This is a genomic window from Inquilinus sp., assembly GCF_039594555.1.
Taxonomy (GTDB): Bacteria; Pseudomonadota; Alphaproteobacteria; order DSM-16000; family Inquilinaceae; genus Inquilinus.
The window spans coordinates 1-22,034 of sequence record NZ_JBCNNF010000066.1 but is presented as its reverse complement, the minus strand read 5'-3'; the positions used below and the strand labels follow the sequence as shown (position 1 = coordinate 22,034).

23 protein-coding genes and 1 pseudogene are annotated in these 22,034 nt (G+C 68.5%); 14 read left to right on the top strand and 10 right to left on the bottom strand.

The features are described 5' to 3' along the window. The 7 genes and pseudogenes from ABDW35_RS09860 to ABDW35_RS09830 form a co-directional block, all read left to right on the top strand. Positions 1 to 186 (top strand): annotated as a pseudogene (locus tag ABDW35_RS09860) (hypothetical protein); the annotation flags it as partial. A 30-nt stretch (positions 187 to 216) separates the two neighbouring features. Then, positions 217 to 1,251, top strand: a complete 1,035-nt coding sequence (locus ABDW35_RS09855) for an ABC transporter substrate-binding protein (protein WP_343713687.1) — start codon at positions 217 to 219, stop codon at positions 1,249 to 1,251. 22 nt (positions 1,252 to 1,273) lie between these two features. Further along, positions 1,274 to 2,323 carry an ABC transporter ATP-binding protein gene (locus ABDW35_RS09850; protein WP_343713686.1) on the top strand — a complete coding sequence of 350 codons (1,050 nt, stop codon included), beginning with the start codon at positions 1,274 to 1,276 and terminating at the stop codon, positions 2,321 to 2,323. Positions 2,324 to 2,331: 8 nt separating this feature from the next. After that, on the top strand, positions 2,332 to 3,234 hold the full coding sequence (locus ABDW35_RS09845; RefSeq protein ID WP_343713685.1) for an ABC transporter permease: 903 nt from the start codon (positions 2,332 to 2,334) through the stop codon (positions 3,232 to 3,234). After that, positions 3,231 to 4,028 (top strand): ABC transporter permease, encoded by a 798-nt coding sequence (locus ABDW35_RS09840; protein WP_343713684.1) that lies wholly within the window; start codon positions 3,231 to 3,233, stop codon positions 4,026 to 4,028. The genes ABDW35_RS09845 and ABDW35_RS09840 overlap by 4 nt, the downstream gene beginning before the upstream one ends. Positions 4,029 to 4,078: 50 nt before the next feature. Further along, a complete protein-coding gene (locus tag ABDW35_RS09835; RefSeq protein ID WP_343713683.1) occupies positions 4,079 to 4,735 on the top strand; it encodes an XRE family transcriptional regulator in 657 nt (218 codons plus the stop codon). A 41-nt stretch (positions 4,736 to 4,776) separates the two neighbouring features. Then, positions 4,777 to 5,535 carry a glucose 1-dehydrogenase gene (locus ABDW35_RS09830; protein WP_343713682.1) on the top strand — a complete coding sequence of 253 codons (759 nt, stop codon included), beginning with the start codon at positions 4,777 to 4,779 and terminating at the stop codon, positions 5,533 to 5,535. On the opposite strand, the gene ABDW35_RS09825 is transcribed toward ABDW35_RS09830, so the two are convergent. The 3 genes from ABDW35_RS09825 to ABDW35_RS09815 all read right to left on the bottom strand — a co-directional run bounded on the left by ABDW35_RS09825 (position 5,532) and on the right by ABDW35_RS09815 (position 7,709). Beyond that, positions 5,532 to 6,401 (bottom strand): inositol monophosphatase, encoded by an 870-nt coding sequence (locus ABDW35_RS09825; RefSeq protein WP_343713681.1) that lies wholly within the window; start codon positions 6,399 to 6,401, stop codon positions 5,532 to 5,534. The two genes, ABDW35_RS09830 and ABDW35_RS09825, sit on opposite strands and share 4 nt — an antisense overlap. After that, positions 6,398 to 7,267, bottom strand: coding sequence for a diacylglycerol kinase family protein (locus ABDW35_RS09820; protein ID WP_343713680.1), 870 nt, complete (start codon positions 7,265 to 7,267; stop codon positions 6,398 to 6,400). The genes ABDW35_RS09825 and ABDW35_RS09820 overlap by 4 nt, the downstream gene beginning before the upstream one ends. Before the next feature lie 133 nt (positions 7,268 to 7,400). Continuing rightward, positions 7,401 to 7,709 (bottom strand): hypothetical protein, encoded by a 309-nt coding sequence (locus ABDW35_RS09815; RefSeq protein WP_343713679.1) that lies wholly within the window; start codon positions 7,707 to 7,709, stop codon positions 7,401 to 7,403. Positions 7,710 to 8,096: 387 nt separating this feature from the next. On the opposite strand from ABDW35_RS09815, the gene ABDW35_RS09810 reads away from it, so the two are divergent. Continuing rightward, positions 8,097 to 8,603 carry an RNA polymerase sigma factor gene (locus ABDW35_RS09810; protein ID WP_343713678.1) on the top strand — a complete coding sequence of 169 codons (507 nt, stop codon included), beginning with the start codon at positions 8,097 to 8,099 and terminating at the stop codon, positions 8,601 to 8,603. A gap of 4 nt (positions 8,604 to 8,607) precedes the next feature. Here the strand turns inward: ABDW35_RS09810 and ABDW35_RS09805 are convergent, their stop codons facing one another. The 4 genes from ABDW35_RS09805 to ABDW35_RS09790 form a co-directional block, all read right to left on the bottom strand. Beyond that, positions 8,608 to 9,366 (bottom strand): winged helix-turn-helix domain-containing protein, encoded by a 759-nt coding sequence (locus ABDW35_RS09805; protein ID WP_343713677.1) that lies wholly within the window; start codon positions 9,364 to 9,366, stop codon positions 8,608 to 8,610. Between the two features lie 185 nt (positions 9,367 to 9,551). Continuing rightward, a complete protein-coding gene (locus ABDW35_RS09800) occupies positions 9,552 to 10,133 on the bottom strand; it encodes a DUF4865 family protein (RefSeq protein WP_343713676.1) in 582 nt (193 codons plus the stop codon). A 22-nt stretch (positions 10,134 to 10,155) separates the two neighbouring features. Further along, on the bottom strand, positions 10,156 to 10,563 hold the full coding sequence (locus ABDW35_RS09795) for a cupin domain-containing protein (protein ID WP_343713675.1): 408 nt from the start codon (positions 10,561 to 10,563) through the stop codon (positions 10,156 to 10,158). Continuing rightward, positions 10,560 to 10,961, bottom strand: coding sequence for a tautomerase family protein (locus ABDW35_RS09790; RefSeq protein ID WP_343713674.1), 402 nt, complete (start codon positions 10,959 to 10,961; stop codon positions 10,560 to 10,562). Before ABDW35_RS09790 ends, ABDW35_RS09795 begins: the two co-directional genes overlap by 4 nt. A 102-nt stretch (positions 10,962 to 11,063) precedes the next feature. Between ABDW35_RS09790 and ABDW35_RS09785 the strand changes: the two genes are divergently transcribed. Then, complete coding sequence (locus ABDW35_RS09785; RefSeq protein ID WP_343713673.1) at positions 11,064 to 11,969, top strand: LysR substrate-binding domain-containing protein; 906 nt, start codon at positions 11,064 to 11,066, stop codon at positions 11,967 to 11,969. Between the two features lie 23 nt (positions 11,970 to 11,992). Here the strand turns inward: ABDW35_RS09785 and ABDW35_RS09780 are convergent, their stop codons facing one another. Together ABDW35_RS09780 and ABDW35_RS09775 are read right to left on the bottom strand one after the other, a co-directional pair. Further along, positions 11,993 to 13,765 (bottom strand): DUF4344 domain-containing metallopeptidase, encoded by a 1,773-nt coding sequence (locus ABDW35_RS09780; RefSeq protein ID WP_343713672.1) that lies wholly within the window; start codon positions 13,763 to 13,765, stop codon positions 11,993 to 11,995. Positions 13,766 to 13,941: 176 nt separating this feature from the next. Continuing rightward, positions 13,942 to 14,718 (bottom strand): SDR family oxidoreductase, encoded by a 777-nt coding sequence (locus ABDW35_RS09775; RefSeq protein WP_343713671.1) that lies wholly within the window; start codon positions 14,716 to 14,718, stop codon positions 13,942 to 13,944. 151 nt (positions 14,719 to 14,869) lie between these two features. On the opposite strand from ABDW35_RS09775, the gene ABDW35_RS09770 reads away from it, so the two are divergent. Together ABDW35_RS09770 and ABDW35_RS09765 are read left to right on the top strand one after the other, a co-directional pair. Then, on the top strand, positions 14,870 to 15,814 hold the full coding sequence (locus ABDW35_RS09770; protein WP_343713670.1) for a 3-hydroxyacyl-CoA dehydrogenase: 945 nt from the start codon (positions 14,870 to 14,872) through the stop codon (positions 15,812 to 15,814). A gap of 16 nt (positions 15,815 to 15,830) precedes the next feature. After that, positions 15,831 to 16,763: a 3-keto-5-aminohexanoate cleavage protein gene (locus tag ABDW35_RS09765; protein ID WP_343713669.1), complete on the top strand. Its 933-nt coding sequence runs from the start codon at positions 15,831 to 15,833 to the stop codon at positions 16,761 to 16,763. On the opposite strand, the gene ABDW35_RS09760 is transcribed toward ABDW35_RS09765, so the two are convergent. After that, positions 16,760 to 17,245 carry a hypothetical protein gene (locus ABDW35_RS09760; RefSeq protein ID WP_343713668.1) on the bottom strand — a complete coding sequence of 162 codons (486 nt, stop codon included), beginning with the start codon at positions 17,243 to 17,245 and terminating at the stop codon, positions 16,760 to 16,762. The genes ABDW35_RS09765 and ABDW35_RS09760 overlap by 4 nt on opposite strands. A gap of 738 nt (positions 17,246 to 17,983) precedes the next feature. Between ABDW35_RS09760 and ABDW35_RS09755 the strand changes: the two genes are divergently transcribed. The 3 genes from ABDW35_RS09755 to ABDW35_RS09745 all read left to right on the top strand — a co-directional run. After that, the gene (locus tag ABDW35_RS09755) at positions 17,984 to 19,837 is read left to right on the top strand and encodes an ABC transporter ATP-binding protein/permease (RefSeq protein ID WP_343713667.1); all 1,854 of its coding nucleotides are present in this window, start codon (positions 17,984 to 17,986) and stop codon (positions 19,835 to 19,837) included. Next, entirely contained in the window at positions 19,834 to 21,123 is a 1,290-nt protein-coding gene (locus ABDW35_RS09750) for a glucoamylase family protein (protein WP_343713666.1), read from the top strand. Before ABDW35_RS09755 ends, ABDW35_RS09750 begins: the two co-directional genes overlap by 4 nt. Positions 21,124 to 21,275: 152 nt before the next feature. Further along, the coding region (locus ABDW35_RS09745; protein WP_343713665.1) for a glycoside hydrolase family 15 protein at positions 21,276 to 22,034 on the top strand (759 nt) is incomplete at its 3' end.

Genomic DNA, 22,034 nt, shown 5'->3' with positions numbered 1-22,034 from the left:
ACCACCACCGCCGGCGGCGTGATGCCGGTGTCGCGCGTCGACGGCCATGTCATGGGCAACGACCGGCCGGGGCCGGTCAGCGCCCGGCTGAAGGCGCTGTACTGGGAGAAGCACGCGGCCGGCTGGCACCGCACGCCGGTGGACTATGCCGACCCGGACCGCCCGCTGGCCGGGCCCGTGGTCTGAACAACGACAAGATGAAAACAGGAGGCTGAGATGGTGAGACGGCGTGAGTTCGTCATGGGCGCCTGCATCCTGGCGGCGCTGGGCGCGGCCCTGCCCGCCGCGGCGGCGGAGAAGGAGCTGCGGGTGCTGACCTGGGAGGGCTATGCCGACGAGCCCTGGGTCAAGGCGTTCGAGGAGAAGACCGGCGCCAAGGCCAAGATCACCTACACCGGCAGCGTCGACGAGATCTTCGCCAAGATGACGGCGACCAAGGGCGAGGATTACGACGTCATCGCCATCGAGACCTCATCCTACAAGCGGCTGGTGCAGGAGAAGCTGGTCCAGCCGGTGGACTTGGCGAAGATCCCGAATGCCGGCAACCTGCTGCCGGCCTTCCGCGACGTCCAGGCCATCGTCTTCGACGGCAAGACCTATGCCGTGCCCTTCGCCTGGGGGTCGATCCCGCTGATCTACGACAAGAAGGCCTTCCCCACCCCGCCCGACAGCTGGGCCGTGCTGTGGGACGAGAAGTACGAGGGCCGGGTGCTGGCGATGGACGACGCCAACAACGCCATCGTCACCACCGCGCTGGCGCTGGGCTACAAGGACCCGTTCAACCTGACCGACGACCAGTTCGCCGCGATCAAGGCCAAGCTGATCGACCAGAAGCGCACGGTGCTGTCCTACTACGCCGGCTTCGACGACGGGGTCAGCATCTTCGCCCAGGGCGGCATCGACCTGATGATGTCGATGGGCGAGCCGCAGGTGCCCCAGCTGCAGAAGAAGGGCATCGACGCCGCGCTGACCATCCCGAAGGAAGGGGCGATCGGCTGGATCGACTGCTGGGCGATCAGCGCCGGCGCGCGTGACACCGCTCTGGCCGAGGCCTGGATCGACACCATGCTGGACAAGAAGGTCGGCACCTACATCAGCGAGAAGACCGGCTACGGCAACACCACCAATGGCGACGCCAACCAGGCCATCGGCCTGACCTATGCCGACAAGCTGGTCTTCCTGCAGGCGCCGGAGAGCTTCTCCAAGCGCATCGACCTGTGGAACGAGATCAAGGCCACCCCCGCCAACTGAGAGCCATAGGCCGAGGGCCGTCATGACATTCCGAAGCCTCATCCGCCTTGCCGGGGTCGGCAAATCCTACGGCGCGGCCACCGTGCTGCAGCCCTTCGACCTGGAGATCGGCGACGGCGAGTTCCTGACCATCCTCGGCCCCTCCGGCTCGGGCAAGACCACGATCCTGCGGATGCTCGGCGGCTTCACGGCCCCGAGCACCGGCCGGATCCTGCTGGACGGGACCGACATTACCGACACGCCGATCTTCCGCCGGCCCTTCAACACCGTGTTCCAGGACTACGCGCTGTTCCCGCACATGACCGTGGCCCGCAATGTCGGCTATGGCCTCAGGATGCGGCGCCGGCCCAGGGTCGAGATCGAAAAGCGGGTGGCGGAGGCGCTGGCGGTGGTCGGCCTGGCCGACAAGGCCGGCCGCCATCCCGGCGAGCTGAGCGGCGGCCAGCGCCAGCGCGTGGCGCTGGCCCGCGCCATCATCTGCGAGCCCCGAGTGGTGCTGCTGGACGAGCCGCTGGCTGCCCTCGATGCCGGGCTGCGCCGGTCGATGCAGGAGTTCCTGAAGGACCTGCAGCGCCGCATCCGCACCACCTTCGTCTTCATCACCCACGACCAGGAGGAGGCGATCGCCATGTCCGACCGGATCGTGGTGATGGACCATGGCCGGATCGAGCAGGTCGGCACGCCGAGGGAGATCTACTACCGCCCGCGCAGCGCGTTCGTGGCCCGGTTCTTCGGCGAGAACAACCTGCTGCCGGCCCGCGCCGCGGGGGCGGCCGGGGTCGACAGCCCGCTGGGTCGGCACGCCGTGGCCCCGTCCGGCAGCCCGTCCGCCATCGCCATCCGGCCGGAAAGCCTGAGTTTGCGGCCTGATGCCGAGCGGCGGTCGGCCACGGGCGTGGTCGAGAGCCTGACCTTCCTCGGCGCCACCACCCAGATCGTGGTGCGGATCGGTGACACCGGCCCCAGCGTCAGGATCCGCCTGCCGACGCCTGAGTTCGACGGTCGCGCCGGCGTCGGCGACCCGGTCCCGGTCTACTGGTCCGACGCCGATGTCAGCGTGCTGGGGGCATGAGGATGGCCATGGCCGACAGCCTCGCCCCCGCGGACCCGGCCGGGCGCCTCGGCGCCGGGTCGCCCGCCGCCCGCGCCGCGGGCCGCTGGCTGCCGCGGATCGCCGTCTACGGCCTGCCGGCGGTGCTGATCCTGGCGCCGCTGGCCGCCTTCCTGCTGACCGGCTTCTGGTCGATGGCCGACGGCCAGGTGATGCACCAGTTCACCCTGGCGAACTATGCCGCCTTCCTCGACCAGCCCAGCTACATCCGGGTGTTCCTCGGCACGCTGCAGCTGGCCGGCATCGTCGCCGCTGTCGGCCTCGTCTTCGGCTACGTCATCGCCTATCTGGTCTGGCGGCTGGAGGGGCGGATCCGCTACTTCATGCTGCTGTTCAGCGTGATCCCGCTGGCGATGAACTACATCGTCAAGATCTACGCCATGCGCGGCATCCTGGGCTTCAACGGCTTCCTGAACTGGGCCCTGGTGTCGGCCGGAATCCTCGACGCGCCGAGCAAGCTGTTCATCTTCAACCAGACGGCGGTGATGATCACCATGGCGGTGATCTACCTGCCCTATGCCATCCTGCCGATCTTCCTGTCGCTGGAGCGGATCCCGCCGTCGCTGGCCGCGGCCTCGGCCGATCTCGGCGCCCGGCCGGGCCAGACCTTCCGCACCGTGGTGCTGCCGCTGAGCCTGCCCGGGTCGATCGTCGGCGGGCTGTTCGTGATGGTGCTGGCGCTGGGCGACTTCCTGACGCCGCAGATGGTCGGCGGCAACCAGGGCTTCACCTTCGGCCGCGCGATCTGGAGCCAGTTCGGCATGGCCTTCAACTGGCCCTTCGGCGCCGCGCTGGCGGTGGTGCTGCTGCTGGCCGTGGCCGCTGTGATCGGCCTGGCCGCCCTGGTGTCCCGCCATGCGAGGGTGAAATGACCGCGCCGGAACGCATCGTCATCGTCGTCCTCTGGTTCATCGCCGCCCTGGTCTTCGCCGCGTTGTACGGCCCGGCCCTGGCGGTGGTGACCACCAGCTTCTTCGACCTGAAGGGCCAGTCGATCGATTGGTCCAGCTTCAGCCTGCACTGGTATGCCGGCCTGACCGACAATCCGGAGATGCTGGCGGCGCTGGGTCACACCCTGGTGGTGGCGGCCGCGGCGGTGCTGCTGGCGCTGGTCCTGGCGCTGGGCCTGGCCTGGTATATGAAGACCGGGGCGCGGCGCGGCCGGCCCTTCGTCGAGTTCGTGATCTTCCTGCCCTTCGTGCTGCCCGGCATCATCACCGGCATCTCGCTCTTGGTGGCGTTCCGCGAGCTGGGGATCGAGCGCAGCCTGGTCACCGTCACGATCGGGCACACGGTGCTGGTGCTGGCGATCCTGTACCGCATGGTCTCGGTCCGGCTCGACAGCCTGGAGACCAGCCAGATCGAGGCGTCGCTGGACCTCGGCGCCACCGGGCTGCAGACCTTCCTGTTCGTGGTGCTGCCGCAGCTGCGCTCGGCCATCGTCACCGGGGCGCTGCTGGCCTTCACCCTGTCATTCGACGAGACTCTGGTGACCTTCTTCCTGGTCGGCGGCGACGCCACGCTGCCGATCCGGCTGTGGGCGATGATGCGCGTCGGCTTCACGCCAGAGGTCAACGCTCTGGTCGCCCTGGTGCTGCTGGCGACGATGACGCTTGCGGTGCTGGGCGCGTTGTCGTTGAAGGACAGCATGGCGGCCAAACGATGAGCCGCCCCGATGCCTGGAGGGCCCCTGCGCCGGATGACCGAGTTCGCGCCATGACCGACGACCTGCCGCCTTTGGGCCGGGTGCTGCGCGAGCGCCGCGCCCATCACGGCTGGACCCTGGCCGACGTCGCCGCCATGACCGGCATCTCCGCCTCGACCCTGTCGAAGATCGAGAACGGCCTCTTGTCGCCGACCTATGACAAGATCCTGCAGCTGGCCCGCGGCCTGGGGGTGGAGATCGCCGACCTGTTCGCCACCGGCGAGGCCAGCAAGCCGGCCGTGGTGGTGGCCCGGCGCAGCGTCAGCCGCCAGCATGAGGGCCAGCGGCTGGACACCGAGTTCTACAGCTACACCTATCTGTGCAGCGACGTGGCCCACAAGCGGATCATCCCGATCCGGATCGAGGTCCGCGCCACCGAGCCGGAGCAGATGGGCGGCCTTAGCTCCCATGTCGGCGAGGAGTTCGTGGAGGTGCTGCAGGGCCGGATGCGCCTTTACAGCGAATACTATGAGCCGATCGAGCTGGAGCCGGGCGACAGCGTCTATCTCGACAGCACCATGAAGCATGGCTACCTCTCGGTCGGCGACCGGCCCTGCGTGATCATGGTGATGTGCTCCAGCGCCACCCCGAACCTGGCGCAGACCCTGCGCGAGATCATCAAGCAGCGGATCCTGGAGGAGCAGGCGCGCCCTGCCCCGAAGGCGTGAGCGCCCCTACCCCTTCTCTCTCGACGACGCCAGGAGCGCCCATGTTCGACCTGACCGGTAAGCTCGCCATCGTCACCGGCGGCAATGGCGGCATCGGCCTGGGCATCGCCCGCGGCCTGGCCCAGGCCGGCGCCGCGCTGCTGCTGGTCGGCCGCGACGCCGCCAAGACCGAGCGCGCGGTGGCCGAGATCACGGCGCTGGGCGCCGAGGCCCAGGGCGCCGCCGCCGACGTGACGGTGGAGGCGGACTGCAAGGCTTTCGCCGAGGCGGCGCTGCAGCGGCACGGCCGGATCGACATCCTGGTCAACAATGCCGGCACCAACTGGCGCAAGGCGCCCGAAGCCTATTCGCTGGAGGAGTGGCGGGCCCTGATCGACGCCAACCTGACCAGCGCCTTCCTGGCCTCGATGGCGGTGTTCTCGGCGATGCAGCGTCAGGGCGCCGGCAAGATCGTCAATATAGGGTCGATGACCTCGATCTTCGGCGCCTCCTTCGCCGCGCCCTACAGCGCCAGCAAGGGCGGCGTGGTGCAGTTCACCAAGGCCTGCGCCACCGCCTGGGCGCAGCACGGCATCCAGGTCAACGCCATCCTGCCCGGCTGGATCGACACCGAGCTGACGCAGCAGGGCCGGGTCGAGGTGCCGGGGCTGAATGAGCGGGTGGTGGCGCGCACCCCGGCCGGGCGCTGGGGCGTGCCGGACGATTTGGCCGGCACCGCCGTGTTCCTGTCCAGCCGCGCTTCGGATTTCGTCACCGGCGCCGCCATCCCCGTGGATGGCGGCTACTCCTCCCAGGCCTAGGCCCGGCCGCCGTCAGCCGCCGCGAGCGCGTCCTTGCGGCGCGCCGCGGCCTCCTCCGGCCCGATCACCAACTGCCCGCGCCAGCTTCGCGGATCGTCGCCGAAGCCGGCGAAGCGCTCCCAGCCCCGCTCCTGGTCGCAGAGCACGAAGGCGGTGCCGCCTGCGGCCGCGACCAGGCACAGCCCGCCGGCGACGTCCCAGACATTCGGCCGCTCGAACCGCGCCACCTCCAGCAGGCCCGCCGCCACGAAGGCGCATTCGATCGCGGCCGAGCCGGTCTTGCGCGTCTCCCAGGGCAGCACGGCCCCGGGGTCGACGCGGGGCTCGCCCGACAGGCGGCGGCGCACGGCCGGGTTCGGCCCGCCCTCGATCGCCGCCCCGTCGAAGCTCAGCGGGCCGCCGCCGCAGGCGTGGTAGACGCCGGAGCGCAGGGCGTGGCTGGTCGAGCACCAGACCGCCCCGGCCACCGGGCGGCCGCGATGCAGCACGCCGATCGAGGCGGCGAACAGCGGCAGGCCGTTGACGAAATTGGTGGTGCCGTCGACCGGATCGATCGCCCAGACCGGGCTGTCCGGTGCCGCCGGATGGTCCTCCATCTCCTCGCCGATGATGCCGTGATCGGGATGGAGTTCCGCCAGGCGCGCCCGGATCAGGGATTCGACCCGCTGGTCGACCTCCGACACCGGGTCGCGGAACAGCAGCTCGTCCCCCTGCCCCGCCCCGGTCTTGTAACGCACGCTGAGGGTCCGCCCGAGCGAGGCGACGATCTCGGCGCCGGCCAGCCTGGCGAACTCGATCGCCGTCTCCTCCCAGCGCCGCAGCGCCTCGGCGGGCGGGTCGGCACGGTCTTCCGGCGCAGCACTCATTCCTCGCCCTCCGGGATCAGCACATGCACCGGCTTCGGCTCGATCCGGATCATCAGCGTGGCCTCGCCGCCCTCCAGCGCCTTGTCGTCGACATGGATGGTCCCGCCCTGCGGATGCAGCTCGACCCGCTGGGCCTTCATCCGCAGCAAGGGTGAGCCCCGCGCCTCCGGATCCTTGAGCCAGGCCAGCATCGACCGGCGCTTCGCGACCGGCAGCCAGGCCACGTCGAGATGTGCGTCGCCAGGATCGGCCTCCGGCGCCAATAGCAGGTTCGGCCCGATCATCGGCAGATTCATGGCTTCGATCATCAGCAGCTTCTCGTCCAGCCGCTTGCCGTCGATGGTGACGCTGACGTCGATCGGCTCGCTGTCGGCGACGATGCGGCGCAGCGTCTCCCGCCGCTCCCCGACCAGATCGGAGCCGTGTTCCTTGCCGCCTTCATCCCCCGCGATCGCGGCGGCGATCGGCCCCATGCCGACCGCTTCGACGAAGTTGCGGGACCATTCCGGCCCCTCGACCACGCCGATCCGCAGCGGCGTGCGCTTCGCCTTGGCCAGGCCGGCAACGATGTGGCGCGGCTCCTCGGTGATGCCGAGTGCCCGGGCGATGTTGTTGGAACTGCCGGTGGGCAGGATCGCGATGGTATGGCCGCGGCCGTGCAGCGCCCGCACGATTTCGGCGACGGCGCCGTCGCCGCCGGCGATCACCACCAGATCGTGCGGGTTCTCCAGCGCCCGCTCCATCTCCTTGCTGCGGGTCGAGGTGTGGACCGGGGCGAAGCCCGACATCTCCAGCAGGCGCACCAGCCGGTCCGCCGGCCAGTCGCCGTCGCCGGCCTTGGGGTTGTGAAAGAGCGAGACATCCATGGTCGATCAATCGGCGTGCCGCCGGTCCGGTTCCGTCCGCTTCGGCCCGGTGCGCCAAAGGCGCCGGCCACTGCGTGATACGGAAAGGGCCGGTCCCGCAGACCGGCCCTTCATGTCGCCGAAACGGCGGAATTCAGCCGCCGCAGCGGGCGGCGTATTCCTGGTCCGCCGCCTGGATCCTCTGTTGCGCCTGCTGCAGGTCCTGGGCGGTGAGCTGCAGCTCAGCCTGACAGTTCTGCCGGATCGCGTTCAGGCGCTTGGCTTCGGCGATCAGCCCCATGCCGGTCCGGCACTGATCCGCCATCGGCGCGTTGGCCTGATCGTTCAGGGTTTGGGTCGCGGCACGGACCCTTTGGCTCTGCACCTGCGCGTCCGACCGGCAGTCGGCGAAGGCAGGCGAGGCGACGAGGACCGCCGCGGCAGCGAGAAGGGTGAATTTCACTGGACCTCTCCATCAGGCTGGGCAGGGTTCGCCTCCACCGCGTTGCAGCAGAGGACATTGAGCCAATGATCGAGCCTGCGCGATTGTTCCACCCGCGGCGTTATAAGCCGGGAAGGTTTGTGGATGTGCGGCCAACCGTGATCCCTCGATTTCAACAAATGATATTACCCTGATCCATCAATCTCTCCTTGATTCATTTCATCATAAAATCTCTACATCGAATGATATCAATTGTTAGATCGGCACCATGAATCTGAAGCGCTGCGCTGGTATATGTTCGGAGGCACGGGATTTTACTATTGGAAGATCGGCGCTGAGAGCTTTTTAAGGGAACAGTCGGACCGCCCATCGGTTTGGTAGATATCAGTCGCAACACGGACGCTTCCGATGCCGGCCATCTCCGCCGCCACCGAGCGACAGTTCCTCGCGACCGTCGCTCCCTGCATTCCGGACCTCCGGCGCTATGCCGTCAGCCTCACCCGCAACCGCGCGGACGCCGACGACCTGATCCAGGAAACGCTGCTGCGGGCCGCCCTCAAGCTCCATCTCTGGCGGCCCGGCAGCAATATCGTGGCCTGGCTCATCGTCATGATGCGCCGCCTCCACCTCTCGAAATTCGTCGCCGGCAAGCGCAACCAGACCGAGATGGTGCCGATCGAGGGCTGGGACCTGCCCTCACCGCCCAACCAGACGGATGTGATCGAGGTGCGCGAGCTGGAGGAGCGCTGGCCCACCCTGTCGCGCAGCCACCGCGACGTGCTGCGGCTGGTCGCGATCAACGGCGCCTCCTACGAGGAGGCGGCAGCACGGCTTCAGGTCCCGATCGGCACCATCCGGTCGCGCCTGGCCCGCGCGCGGCATGCCCTGCGCGGCGAGGGCCAGGCGCTGCACTGACGGGTCACAGCATCTCGACCGGCAGCGTAAAGACATAGCCGACGCCGCGCTCGGTGCGGATGATCTGCGGGTCGCTGGGATCGGCTTCCAGCTTACGGCGCAGCCGCAGCACCTGGACGTCGACGCTGCGGTCGAACACGTCCTCATGGACGCGCGTCGCCTGCAGCAGTTGCTCCCGAGACAGCGGCCGCTGCGGCGCCTCGACGAAGGCGATCAGCAATGCGTATTCGCTTTTCGACAGCGCGACCACGTCGCCCCGTGGGTCGGTCAGCCGGCGCAGCCGCCGCTCGAGCTGCCAGCCGCCGAAGCGGCAGCGGCCGCGTTCCGGCGCGCGCTCGCGCTGCGGCACGGCCCGGACCGCGTCCCGCCCGCGCAGGACCGCGCGGATCCGCGCCAGCAGCTCGCGAAGGCCGAAGGGTTTGGCCAAATAGTCGTCGGCGCCGAGTTCCAGCCCGACGACGCGGTCGATCTCGTCCCGGCCGCGCCCGATCCCGATGATCGCCGGGCCGCCGGACTTCGACCGGATCTGGCCGAGCAGCGGCAGGCTGTTCTCCTGGTCGAGCTGCAGGTCCAGGATCACCAGGTCCGGATTGGTCTCGGTGATGTGGCGGGCAAGGTCCCGGCGCCCGTCTGCCGCAGCCGCCTGGACGCCGTTGCTCTCCAGATAGTCGACGATCGACCGGCGCATCGCGGGGTCATCGTCGGCGACGACGACACGGATCGCGCGATGCGCTGTGCCGGCCTCCTGCCGGACCGATTGCATCTCGAGCGCCGCCTGCGACCAGGAAGAAGCATGGAATGCGGCCGGTTCTGTCCGATACTGAAACAAGGCTCTGACTCCGGTTCCGGCGGCGTTAGAACCCGCCGCCTGTGCAACGCCCGGACGATCTCATCCGGGTGAAGGAACCGAAGGTGACCTGGGTCACGTGCCCGAAACGGCACGGCCCGTCAGGCGGCGCGGCTGATCTCCCCGAGCTGCGGCGTCGACAGGTGGAGCACTTGGTACAGCGGCGCATCCCCTGCCGCGCCGGCATCGGTCCACAGGATGAAGCGGACCAGCTCCCACGACCGCGGATCGACCGCCAGGGCCGCAGTGTGGATGCCGGGCTGCCGCGCGCGGCGGCGCAGATCCGCGACCGCCTCGGTCACCAGGCCCGTCGGGTCGGCATCGGCCGGCATCGGCTCGGTGTGGCGGGTGGCGTGGCGCGGGACGCCGCCGCGATCCGGCCCCGCCAGGCAGGCCGCCCCGGTCCAGTGCCGCACGACGGGACGGCCGAAGGAGTCGACGATGCCGCCGAAGCCGGCCCCGCCCCACAGGAACCCGCCCATGCCCCCGGTCGAGGCCCACAGGTAGAAGGGGGCGTACTGGTTGACCGGCGAGCCGTCGACGCCGCGCTCGCGGATCAGATAGGCCTTGAGGCCGAGCCCCGGCAGGTGGTCGAGCGCCGGCGCCTTGGCTGCGACCCGGCGGCGGATGACCTGCATGTCGTAATCGGCCGGCAGGGTGATCTCGTACTGCATCGCATACATGATCGATCGCTCCTGATCGCGGTCAGACGGGTTCCATCCAATGCACGGCGGTGCCGTTCCAGACCGGCTGGATGCTGAGATAGGTGAAGACGCTGTCGGCCGCGGCGCCGTGCCAGTGGCGCTCATCGGGCGCGAACCAGACGCAGTCCCCCGCCCTCACCTCCGCCGCCGGACCGCCGGCGCGCTGCACCAGGCCGACGCCCTGCAGGACATAGAGCAGCTGCCCGAGCGGATGGCTGTGCCAATGCGTGCGGATGCCGGGGTCGAGGGTGGCGCGCATCGCCGTCATCTCGCCGTCGAGGCGGCCCTCCAGCAGCCATTCCGCCCAGAACGGGCCGCTGGCGATGCCGTCCGGCGCCCGGGCGATGGCGCTGCCGGCGCGGCGGATGGTCATCTCGCCGGGATTGCCCGGCCTCGCCTCCGCGCTCATCGGCCCTCTACCTCGTCCTGGACCATTGAGGCGACGCCGCCGGAGAAAGACCAGTCGTCGATCCCGGTGGTCGAGATCACCACCATGACATCCTCCGGCCGCAGGCCTGGCGCTTCGGCCAGGCGCTCGACCAGGCGCTGGAAGAACGCCGCCTTGGTCGCGGTGCTGCGCGGCCGGCCGGCGGTGACCTGGAACAGCACGAAATCGTCCGAGCGCGGGCCGCCGAGATAGCTCCGGTCGAACACCATCTCCCCCGGCTCGTGCTGGTGGATGATCTGGAAACGGTCGTCGGGCGGGACTTCGAAGGCCTCGACCAGCGTCCGGTGCAGGCTGTCGGACAGGGCGCGGAGATAGTCGGGCGATTTGCCCCTGGCGAGCGAGATGCGGGTGAGCGGCATGGCGATCTCCATCGGACTTGACGTCCAGCAGATAGCGCCGCAGGTTCATCTGGAAAATCAGAAATAAATGGACCATTAATTCTGAAAATTGGGACGATCCCCATGCGCCGGATCACCTTCGACCTGGATGTGCTGCGCAGCTTCACCACCGGCATGGAGTTGGGCAGCTTCGCCAAGGCGGCCGACCGGCTGGGCCGCTCCACCTCGGCGGTCAGCGCCCAGCTGCGCAAGCTGGAGGAGCAGGCCGGCACGCCGATCTTCCGCAAATCCGGCCGCGGCCTGGCCCTGACCGAGGCCGGGGAGACCATGCTGGCCTATGCCCGCCGGCTGCTGGCGCTGAACGACGAGGCGGCGGCCGCGGTTCACGGCGTCGACCTGCAGGGCTGGGTGCGGCTCGGCTTGTCCGAGGATTTCGGCGAGGCGCTGCTGCCGGCGGTGCTGGGGCGTTTTGCCCGCGCCCACCCGAAGGTGCGGATCGAAGCGCGGATCGCGCGCAGCTTCGACCTGCTGGATCGGGTCGGCTCAGGCCAGCTCGACTTGGCGCTGGCCTGGGGCGACGGCGGCACCCTGCCCCATGTCGAGCGGGTGGCGGAGCTGCCGATGCGCTGGGTCGGGCCGGCCGCCAGCAGTGGATTCTTCGACTCCCCCGGCGACCACTCCCGCGAGCCGCTGCCGCTGGCGGTGCTGGAGGCGCCGTGCCTGCTGCGCACGGCCGCGACCACGGCGCTGGACCGGACCGGCATCCCCTGGCGCCTGGCCTTCGTCAGCCCCAGCCTGGGCGGGCTGTGGGCGGCGGTGGCGGCCGGACTCGGTGTTACCATCCGCACCGATTTCGCCCTGCCCGCCGGGGTACAGGTGCTGCAGCAGGCCGCCGCGCCCCCACTGCCGGCCCTGCCCCTGACCCTGCTGCGGGCCGAGGCCGAGTCCGACCCGGTCACCGCCCGCCTGGCCGCGATCCTGGTGCAGTCGGTGTGCGACGCCCTGCCCGGCCTCGCCGCGGCCGCGTGACGGGTCAGGCGCGCCGCACCTTGTTATCGCAGCATGCGCGCGATCGCCTGGTAGCGCGGGGTGAAGTGCGGCGCCAGCAGGGCGGCCCAGGCCTTGAACATCTTGCGCGACTCGTCTGAGCAGCGGGCGGCACGCGCCTCGGGCAGGAACTTCTCCCGGAGGATCCAGTCGTAGGTGTCCTCGTCGTGGCCGTACATGTAGCAGAGCAGGTTGAAGAAGCGCTGTTCGCTGAGCGAGTGCTCGTCGGCGAAGACCTGCATGTTCTGGCTGGCATCGTCGCCGACGGAGGCGTTGTTCTGGAACCAGATGGCGGCCATCCGCAGCACCTCGGCGATCTGGTCGCTGGTCTCCTTGCCGCCGGGATTGAGCAGGATCATCATCGCCGCCATCTGGTCGACCGCATCCTCCTCCCGCCCTGTCGAGGGGAGATTCAGCATGTCGATCAGGGCGTGACCGGTCTCGTGCAGCAGGATGAAGCGGATGTTGCTGGCGATATAGGCGCCCAGGATGTTCGACTTCGGATCCGCCTTCTCGGCCAGCTTCGCGCCCTGCTGCGCCAGGGAATCGACCAGCTCGTAGCAGAGCACGATCGCCGAATCCTTCGGCGAGTAGAACGCGTTCACCGCCCCGCATTCCGCGCCCACGTAGCGCAGCTGGCGCGGCAGCTCGAACATCCCGTTCATCCAGGCGATTTCGGGATTGCGGCGCAGCAGGTCGGTGTCCCGCGTCAGCTCATAGGCGTCCTTCAGCCCGGGGCTCTTCGGCTCCAGATAGGCGAAGGCGAACTGCCCGTCCTCGTCCGCCTGCTTACCGTCGTCCGAATCGGCCTGGTCGTCCTGATGGGACTGGGGCGTGGCGTCGGCTCCCGACGAGCCCTGGTCGGACGTTCCATGATCAGCCGGTGCCTGATCGGCGGGGCGGCTGCTAGCCTGCTGCTGCGATCCGCCGGACTCCTGCTGGGTGGCCGAGGCGCCGCCCGAGCCGCCCTGCTGGCCTCCCCGCGCATCCGCCAGCGCCATCAGGGTCGGATAGCTCGGGTCCGCCGGCGGCTTGTCATAGCCGAACGGATAGAAGCTGTTCGAGATCAGCACCGACAGCGCCTGCAGATCCTCGTCGTGATCGGCCCGCCAGATCAGGTCGTAGCCGCGGATCTCCCGGCCGCGCTGCTCAAAGCGGCTGTAGAACTTGCCGCCCTTGCGGTTGCCGGTGACGATGAACAGGTTGTTCCGGCGGAACTCGTAAGTGATCTCGGACTCTCCGCTGCCGGAGAGGGCGTCGTAGAACGAGTTGATCTGGCCGTCGGTCACGTCGGTGAAGCGCATCGTCATCAGCGACGCGCCGCCATCCGGGTCGTCCAGGGTGACGCCGCCCGCCTCCGAATCCGACCGCTTGGACAGCACCTTCGAGGGGTAGGAGATGGTGATCCCGCTCCTGGAATCGGACAGCGGCTGCCAGCCGGTCTTGTCCCGCATCGCCAGGGCGGTGCCGGCGAGCGTGACCGCCTGGTCGGGATCCAGCTCGCCGGTGGCGGTCACGCCGTTCTGCCGCTGCCAGTTGGAAAGCGCGGTGCGCGTGCCCTCCTTGAAGGCCCCGTCGAACCAACCCTTGTAGAAGCCGAGCCAGGCCAGCCCCTCCTGGACCAGCTTCTTCTCGTCCAGGTTCAGCGACTTCTCCAGGGTGGCCGGGTCGGAAGCGATGACGCTGGAGCGCTGGCCGGGCACGATGTGCTGGGCGTGGCCCGGCGACGCGCCAAACACCCCGAGCAGCGCGCAGGCCACGGCAGCCGCACGTGCCATCCTCGACACTCCAGGACCCTGTCCCACCATCATGCCCTCCGAACCCACCCCATCGCCTGATATTAGACGAATTTGTTGAGAATCAGGCCGACCGTATTCCCATTAAAGAACCCAGCGGGGAAGGTCTGAAAAGCCCCTCCCTGCCGAAAATCGGCGAAAAGCTGAACGCACGCTGCTCAGGCCAGGGACTGCAGGTCGCCGCAGATGCTGATCGCCTGGCCGGACATGGTGCGGCCGCGCGGCGAGGCCAGCAGCAGGATCTGGTCGGCCAGCTGGCGCGGCTGGATCATCTCGCGGATCGAGGCCTGGGCCAGCGACTGCTCCTGCAGCGCCTCGGCCGTGACGCCGCGCTGCTCGGCCTTGGCGGCGAAGACACGGCGGATGCGGTCGCCCTCGACGATGCCGGGCTGAATCGCGTTGACCCGGATGCCGAGCGGCCCGAGCTCGATCGACAGCGACTTGGTGAAGCCGACCACCGCCCATTTCGAGGCGGCGTAGGGGCTGCGCAGCGGGAAGCCGAGGCGCCCGGCCGAGGAGGACAGGTTGACGATGGAGGCGTTGCCACTCTTCGCCAGATGCGGCACGGCCAGGCGGGTGCAGTTGAACTGGCCGGTGATGTTCACCGCCAGGGTCCGGTCCCACTCCGCCGGGTCGATCTGGTCGACCCGGCCGGTCGGACCGGCGATGCCGACATTGTTGACCAGGCAGTCCAGCCCGCCCAGCGCCGCCAGGGCCTCGTCGAACAGCCGGGCCACGGCCGACCGGTCGGACATGTCGGCCGCGGTCGCGGTGATCGCCGGGCTTTCGGCGGCCAGCGCCTCGAGCCCCGCCCGGTCGATGTCGCTGACATGCACCCGCGCGCCTTCCTCGACAAAAGCGCGGACGATCTCCCGCCCGATGCCGGACGCGCCGGCGGTGACCAGGACGCGCAGGCCCTTGATGCCGAGATCCATGGTGGTCTCCTCCTCCACGCTCTTTGCTTGTCCAACCACCCTAGCCCGGCGCGCCATGGCCACCAAGCCGGCCTGGGTTGTCACAACGCGGTCTGGACCCGGCCGCCGCTTTGTCGGACCGTTGTCGCAAAGAGACTCCGGGAGGAAGGGCATGCCGACCGTCGCGATCATCGGCACCGGGCTGATCGGCCGGTCCTGGGCGATCGTTTTCGCCGCCGCGGGCTGGCAGGTGCGCCTGACCGATGCCAGCGCCGCCGCGCTGCAGGCGGCGCCGGGGCTGATCACCGAGGGGCTGGCCGACCTTGCCGGCCACGGTCTGGTCGACGACCCGGCCGGCGCGGCGGTGCGGGTCCGGGCCGCCGGATCCGTGGCCGAAGCGGTGGCAGACGCGGAGCTGGTGCAGGAGAATCTTCCCGAGGATGTGGAGATCAAGCGCGCGGTCTTCGCCGAGCTGGACCGGCTGGCACCGCGCGACGCGATCCTCGCCTCCTCCACCTCCGCCATCGTTGCCTCGCGCTTCACCGAAAATCTGTCCGGGCGCGGGCGCTGCCTGGTGGCCCACCCGGTCAACCCGCCGCATCTGGTGCCGGTGGTCGAGCTGTGCGGCGCCCCCTGGACCGCGCCGGAGACCGTCGAGCGGGCCCGCGCGATCTACCGCGCCGTGGGACAGGAGCCGGTGACGATCCATCGCGAGGTCGACGGCTTCGTCCTGAACCGGCTGCAGGGCGCTCTGCTGGCCGAGGCCTTCCGGCTGGTCGGTGACGGAGTGATCAGCCCGCAGGATCTGGACAAGACCATCCAGGACGGGCTCGGCCTGCGCTGGTCCTTTCTCGGCCCGTTCGGCACGATCGAGCTGAACGCGCCGGGCGGCATCCCCGACTACTGCGCCCGCTACACCGGCTTCTACCGCCGCCTCGCCGCCGACCCGGCCCCGCCTGAGGTGTGGGACGCCCCGACCGTCGAGCGGCTGCTGGCCGGATGGGGCGAGGCCCCGGACCCGGCGCGGCTGGCCGCCGTCAGCGCCTGGCGCGACCGGCGCCTGGCGGCGCTCAAGGCTCACAAGGCGGCGCAGCCCACCGCCCCGACCGAATCCTGAACCAGAGGACTGCCCGATGGCCAAGAGCCGCAAGATCGTCATCACCTGCGCCGTCACCGGGGCGATCCACACCCCGTCGATGTCCCCGCATCTGCCGGTGACCGCCGAGGAGATCGCCGAGGCGGCGATCGGCGCGGCCGAGGCCGGGGCCGCCATCGTCCATCTGCACGCCCGCGATCCCCAGACCGGCAAGCCCGACCAGACGCCGCAGGCCTTCGAGCCCTTCCTCAAGGTGATCAAGCAGCGCTCCGACTGCGTCGTCAACCTGACCACCGGCGGCGCCCCCTGGATGCGGGTGGAGGAGCGCATCCTGCCGGCCCAGACCTTCAAGCCGGAGGTCGCGTCGCTGAACATGGGGTCGATGAATTTCGGCCTGTTCCCGATGCTCGCCCGGTTCAAGGACTTCAAGCATGCCTGGGAGCCGGAGGCACTGGAGGCGTCGCGCGACCTGGTGTTCCGCAACAGCTTCAAGGACATCGAGTTCGTGCTGCGGACGCTGAGCGACGACGGCATCCGCTTCGAGTTCGAGTGCTACGACACCTCCCACCTCTACAACCTGCACCACTTCCTGGAGCGCGGCCTGGTGAAGCCGCCGCTGTTCGTCCAGACCGTGTTCGGCATCCTCGGCGGCATCGGCCCGCATCCGGAGGATGTGGCGCATATGAAGCGCACCGCCGACCGGCTGTTCGGCGACCGGTATGAGTGGTCGGTGCTGGGCGCCGGCCGCAACCAGCTGCCGATCGCGGCGATGGCGGCGGCGATGGGCGGCAATGTCCGCGTCGGCCTCGAGGATTCGCTCTGGGCCGGGCCGGGCAGGCTGGCGGAATCGAACGCGCAGCAGGTGCGGCTGGTCCGCCAGATCATCGAGGGGCTGGGCCTCGAGATCGCCTCGCCCGACGAGGCGCGCGAGATCCTGGCGCTCAAGGGCGGCGACCGAGTCTCGTTCTAGCTTGGTTTGGAATAGCCGGACCCGGGTGCGATTTTTTGACGCCTAAGGGCCAGATACTCGGCCCGGGTACCGGTGAAGGTTAGGTATTCAGCCAGCGGACCGGCTGCCGGCCTCCGTTTCCACCACCAACCTGCGGTCTCCTCGATCCGAAAATATCGTATCAACAAGCACTCAGTATCGTCTTGCGTCCGTGCGGCGAACTCTCCGTCGAAATTATCTACTAGGTTCTTCAGTTTGGAATGGAGAGGCTCCGGGCACTCCGCGAGTACAATCGCCAAAGCATCACGCCCCGTCAGGTCATTCGTGTAATCGTCAATCGTGCCGGTATACAGATCCAGCGACAGGGAGAGCGATTGCCATCCTTGCAACAGCCGAACGACTGTCACATGCGTGGCCCACCCATGGGCATGCAGATTCCGCTCGATCTCGTCGAGAATCGTCTGTTCAGAAAAACTGAAGTCGGGTTGTCCCTTATCGTTCATGCCATCAGTTTGACAGCACGCCGGCCCTCTTTCTAAGAAAGGTGCCATGCCAGCCTCGAGATCGCCTCGCCCGATGAGGCGCGCGAGATGCTGGAGCTGAAGGGCCGCGACCGCGTCTCGTTCTGACCGGCCGTGACAATGCCAGGCTGTTACGGCAGTCACAGCCCGGATCCGCCGCCCATGCTTCCATGGCGGCATGGAAACGGCCCCTCATCCTCCGAATCCGCAGCCTGCCCGGGCTGCGCCACCGCACGATGAAGCGGTGCGGTCGTCGCTGTGGCCGGAATCCCACGACACCCGACAATGTGGCGGCCCTGCCCTCGTTTCGCCGGCTTCATCCGATATTGGTAGAGGATCGGCCCGGACTCCGTGTTACGCTTCTATTGAATTCACGCGGAGTTCATCATCCATCGATCAGTGTAGCGGTCATATTATTTCTATGATGCAGATCTTTAGAAGTGGCATGATTGTCGATGTGAAGGGGTGGATAGGGATTTCTTCTGCCGCTTCGATGGGCCACGGTGGTGGACGATTGCTGGCTGTTTCCCGGCGCTTTCCCCGCCGAGTCTTCGGCTCCGCCGCCGCTACCGAAGCGCAACGGGTGGCGTGATGGGCGCGGAAACCCGCACAAAGCCTGGAGTTTCAATTCGGTGCACCACCGATCTCGACTGTGTGAGTATGATCGGCACAGGCATCCCGAATGGGAGCGCGAGACGCGGTAGGGATCGGACAGGTTCAATGGCACAGGCGCCCGAGGCGTCGCACACGGCTGCTGGTCAAGAGCACTCGATCGTCAGCCAGAGTCTTCCTTCTCAGCTCCTGACCCTGTTCCGGACGCTGAAGGCATCACCGGATTGGAAGCGGATCCTGGTTCTCGTCGCCGGTGTCGTCGTCGTCATCGGCCTGACCGCGGCGGCGCAGATCCGGCTGAACGCCTGGAACCAGCCCTTCTACGACGCCCTGGCCCAGAAGAGCCTGGGCGGCTTCTTCCACCAGCTGATCGTCTTCGTCTTCATCGCCGGCGTGCTGCTGACGCTCAACGTCGCCCAGGCCTGGCTGAACCAGACGCTGAAGGTGCGGCTGCGGGCCGGGCTGACCCGCGACCTGTTCACCGAATGGCTGAAGCCCAAGCGCGCCTTCCGGCTGGCTGGCGCCGGCGAGATCGGCGAGAACCCGGACCAGCGCATCCATGAGGACACCCGGCACCTGACCGAATTGTCGACCGACCTCGGCATCGGCCTGTTGCAATCGACCCTGCTGCTGGTCAGCTTCGTCGGCGTGCTGTGGATCCTGTCCCAGGGCATCGTCCTCAAAATCGACGATATGGCCCTGCAGATCCCGGGCTACATGGTCTGGTGTGCCCTGGTCTATGCCGCCCTCGCTTCCTGGATCAGCTGGCGCGTCGGCAAACCGCTGATCAACATCAATGCCGAGCGCTATGCCCGCGAGGCCGATCTGCGCGCTGCACTGGTGCGCGTCAACGAGCATGTCGACGGCATCACGCTGGACAGCGGCGAATCCGACGAGCGGCGCCGCCTGGACACCGATCTGGACCGCATCGTCGCGGTGATGCTGCGCTATGTCCGCGCCGTCACCAACCTGACCTGGATCACCGCCGGCTATGGCTGGTTCACCATCGTCGCCCCGATCCTGGTCGCCTCCCCCGGCTATTTCGGCGGCGACCTGACCTTCGGCGAGTTGATGGTGGCGGTCGGCGCCTTCGTCCAGGTGCAGCAGGCCCTGCGCTGGTTCGTCGACAATTTCAGCAACCTGGCCGATTGGCGGGCGACGCTGCTGCGCGTCATGAGCTTCCGCGAGACGCTGGTGACGCTGGAGAACCTGAACGGTGAGCCGCGTAAGATCGAGATCGCCGAGGGCAGCGGCGAGGCGCTGGGCTTCGAGAAGCTGGGCGTGCTGTCGGCCGGCGGCCTGGCGGTGCTGGATGACGAGCAGGTCGAGATCAAGCCCGGCGAGCGCGTGCTGATCGTCGGCCGCACCGGCGGCGGCAAGAGCACCCTGTTCCGCGCCTTCGCCGGGCTGTGGCCCTGGGGCACCGGCCGCATCGTGATGCCGCCCCAGGCCAGCACCATGTTCCTGCCGCAGCGGCCTTATTTGCCGCCCGGGCCGCTGCGCGACGCCCTGACCTATCCGATGGATTCGTCCAGCTTCACCGATGACGAGATCTGCGCCGCGCTGCGGCGCACCGAGATGGGGCATCACGAGATCTCGCTCGACCAGGTCAAGAACTGGGACAAGGAGCTGACCAGCGACGAGCTGCAGACCATGACCTTCGCCCGGCTGCTGCTGCACAAGCCGCAATGGGTGTTCATCGACGAGATGGTCGACGCGCTGGACGAGGAGCGGCGGAAGACCGCGATGTCGATCTTCGAGCATGAGCTGCCGGGGACCGCGGTAATCACCATCGCCCGGCGCGAGGTCAAGAACGGCTTCTACACCCGCGTCCTGCGGCTGCACCTGACCGACGAGGTCACCGGCGAGCGCCGGATCCCGATCGGCCGGCCGCCGCGGCGGGCCATCCCCTCCTCCGCCGGCTTCGCCCCCCTGCTCCACCACCGAGACCCGATGGAATGACCAAACGGCCTGCGACCCGCCGCGCTCCGAAAAAGGGAGCGGCGGCGCTGTCGGACGACGCCCTGCTCGACCTCGTGCAGCGCCAGACCTTCCGGTTCTTCTGGGAGGCGGCGCATCCGGTCAGCGGCATGATCCCCGACCGCACCGACCGGGCGGGCAAGGCGCCGAACGACTGGGTGACGACCGGCGGCTCCGGCTTCGGCATCATGGCCATCATCGTCGCCGCCGAGCGCGGCTGGATCCAGCGCGCCGCGGCGGTCGAGCGGCTGATGACCATCGTCCGCCATCTCGAGCACACGACGTCGCACCACGGCGTCTTCCCGCATTTCCTCGACGGCCGCACCGGCGCCACCGTCTCCTTCAGCCGCAAGGACGATGGCGGCGACCTGGTCGAGACCGCCCTCCTGTTCCAGGGGCTGCTGACCGCCCGCCGCTATTTCGACCGCGACATCGCCGCCGAGACCGAGCTGCGCAACCATATCGGCTGGCTGTGGAACGAGACCGAGTGGAACTGGTACACGCGCGGCGGGCTGAACGTCCTGTTCTGGCACTGGGGCGCCAACAATGGCTGGGGCCTCGGCCACGAGATCCGCGGCTGGAACGAGTGCCTGATTACCTACATCATGGCCGCCGCCTCGCCGCGCTACGCCATCGACGCCGAGGTCTATCACAAGGGCTACGCCGTCGGCCGCTGGTTCCTCAGCCAGCGCCGCTACTACGACATCGAGCTGCCGCTGGGCATGCCCTATGGCGGGCCGCTGTTCTTCAGCCACTACTCCTTCCTCGGCCTCGACCCGCGCGGGCTGAAGGACCAGTACGCCGACTACTGGGAGCAGAACCGCCGGCACACGCTGATCAATTACGAGCACTGCATCCGCAACCCGAACGGCTTCAAGGGCTACGGGCCGGATTGCTGGGGCCTGACCGCCAGCGACACGCCGGGCGGCTATTCGGCCCATGCGCCGGACAACGACCTCGGCGTCGTCAGCCCGACCGCCGCGCTGTCGGCCATGCCCTACACGCCCGAACAGTCGATGCGGGCGCTGCGGCACTTCTATGAAAAGCTGGGCGACCGGATCTGGGACAAGTTCGGCTTCGTCGACGCCTTCTCGGAGCAGGCAGACTGGGTGGCCGACACCTATCTGGCGATCGACCAGGGCCCGATCGTGGTGATGATCGAGAACCACCGCACCGGCCTGCTGTGGAAGCTGTTCATGAGCGACCCGGACGTGCAGCGCGGCCTGCGCACCCTCGGCTTCCAGAGCCCGCATCTGGGGAAGCGGTAGTTTAGAATTGTCATGCCCGGGCTTGACCCGGGCATCCAGGTGGTTCTCTGGATTGCCGGGTCAAGCCCGGCAATGACATGAGTAGGTTAGCGCCAATTCTTGAACCCTGATCTCAGGTGGAGTTACAGCCGGTGCCGACGTCATCTGGTTCGATGGACGATGCCCTATCCGGCTGGATCGACCGACAATACGCCGTCTCCGCCCGGAATCTGACACTCGGCGTTTCCGCCACTCATCTGGTGAAGCAGCGGGCGCCCTTCCGCCAGCGCATCGTGCCGGTTCCGGGGTCGGTCGTGGCATCCTCGGTGATGGGCGCCTACGACCCCGACCCGGATTATTTCTTCCACTGGTTCCGGGATTCGGCGCTGGTGATGGACGCGCTCCGCATCCTGGTGGCCGACGGCACCCGCCCCGCCGCCGATGCCGGCGCCATCGCCGACTATATCCGCTTCAGCCTCGGCCTGCGCGGGCTGACCGGCGCCGCCGTGCTGGCCAGGGGCGACCCTAAGCGCGGCGTCGACCCGGATTTCGTGCAGCATGTCCGGTCCGAGGCCGATCTGCGCGGCGTTGCCGGCGACCGCATCTGGGGCGAGGTCCGGGTCAATCCGGATGGCACGCTCGACACGCTGAACTGGTCGCGGCCGCAGCATGACGGGTCGGCGCTGCAGACCCTGACCCTGCTGCGCTGCCTGCAGGACGGCGTGCTGGCGCCGGAGGTCCGGGACGAGGCGGCCAAGCTGCTGCGCATCGACCTGGACTTCGTGCTGGCGCATCACGCCGAGCCCAGCTTCGAGATCTGGGAGGACAGTCTCGGCCACGACTACTACACCGGCGTCGTGCAATGCGCCGCGCTGCGCCGGGGGGCCGAGTGGCTGAAGGCCCAGGGCGATACCGGGACCGCCGGCCGGTGC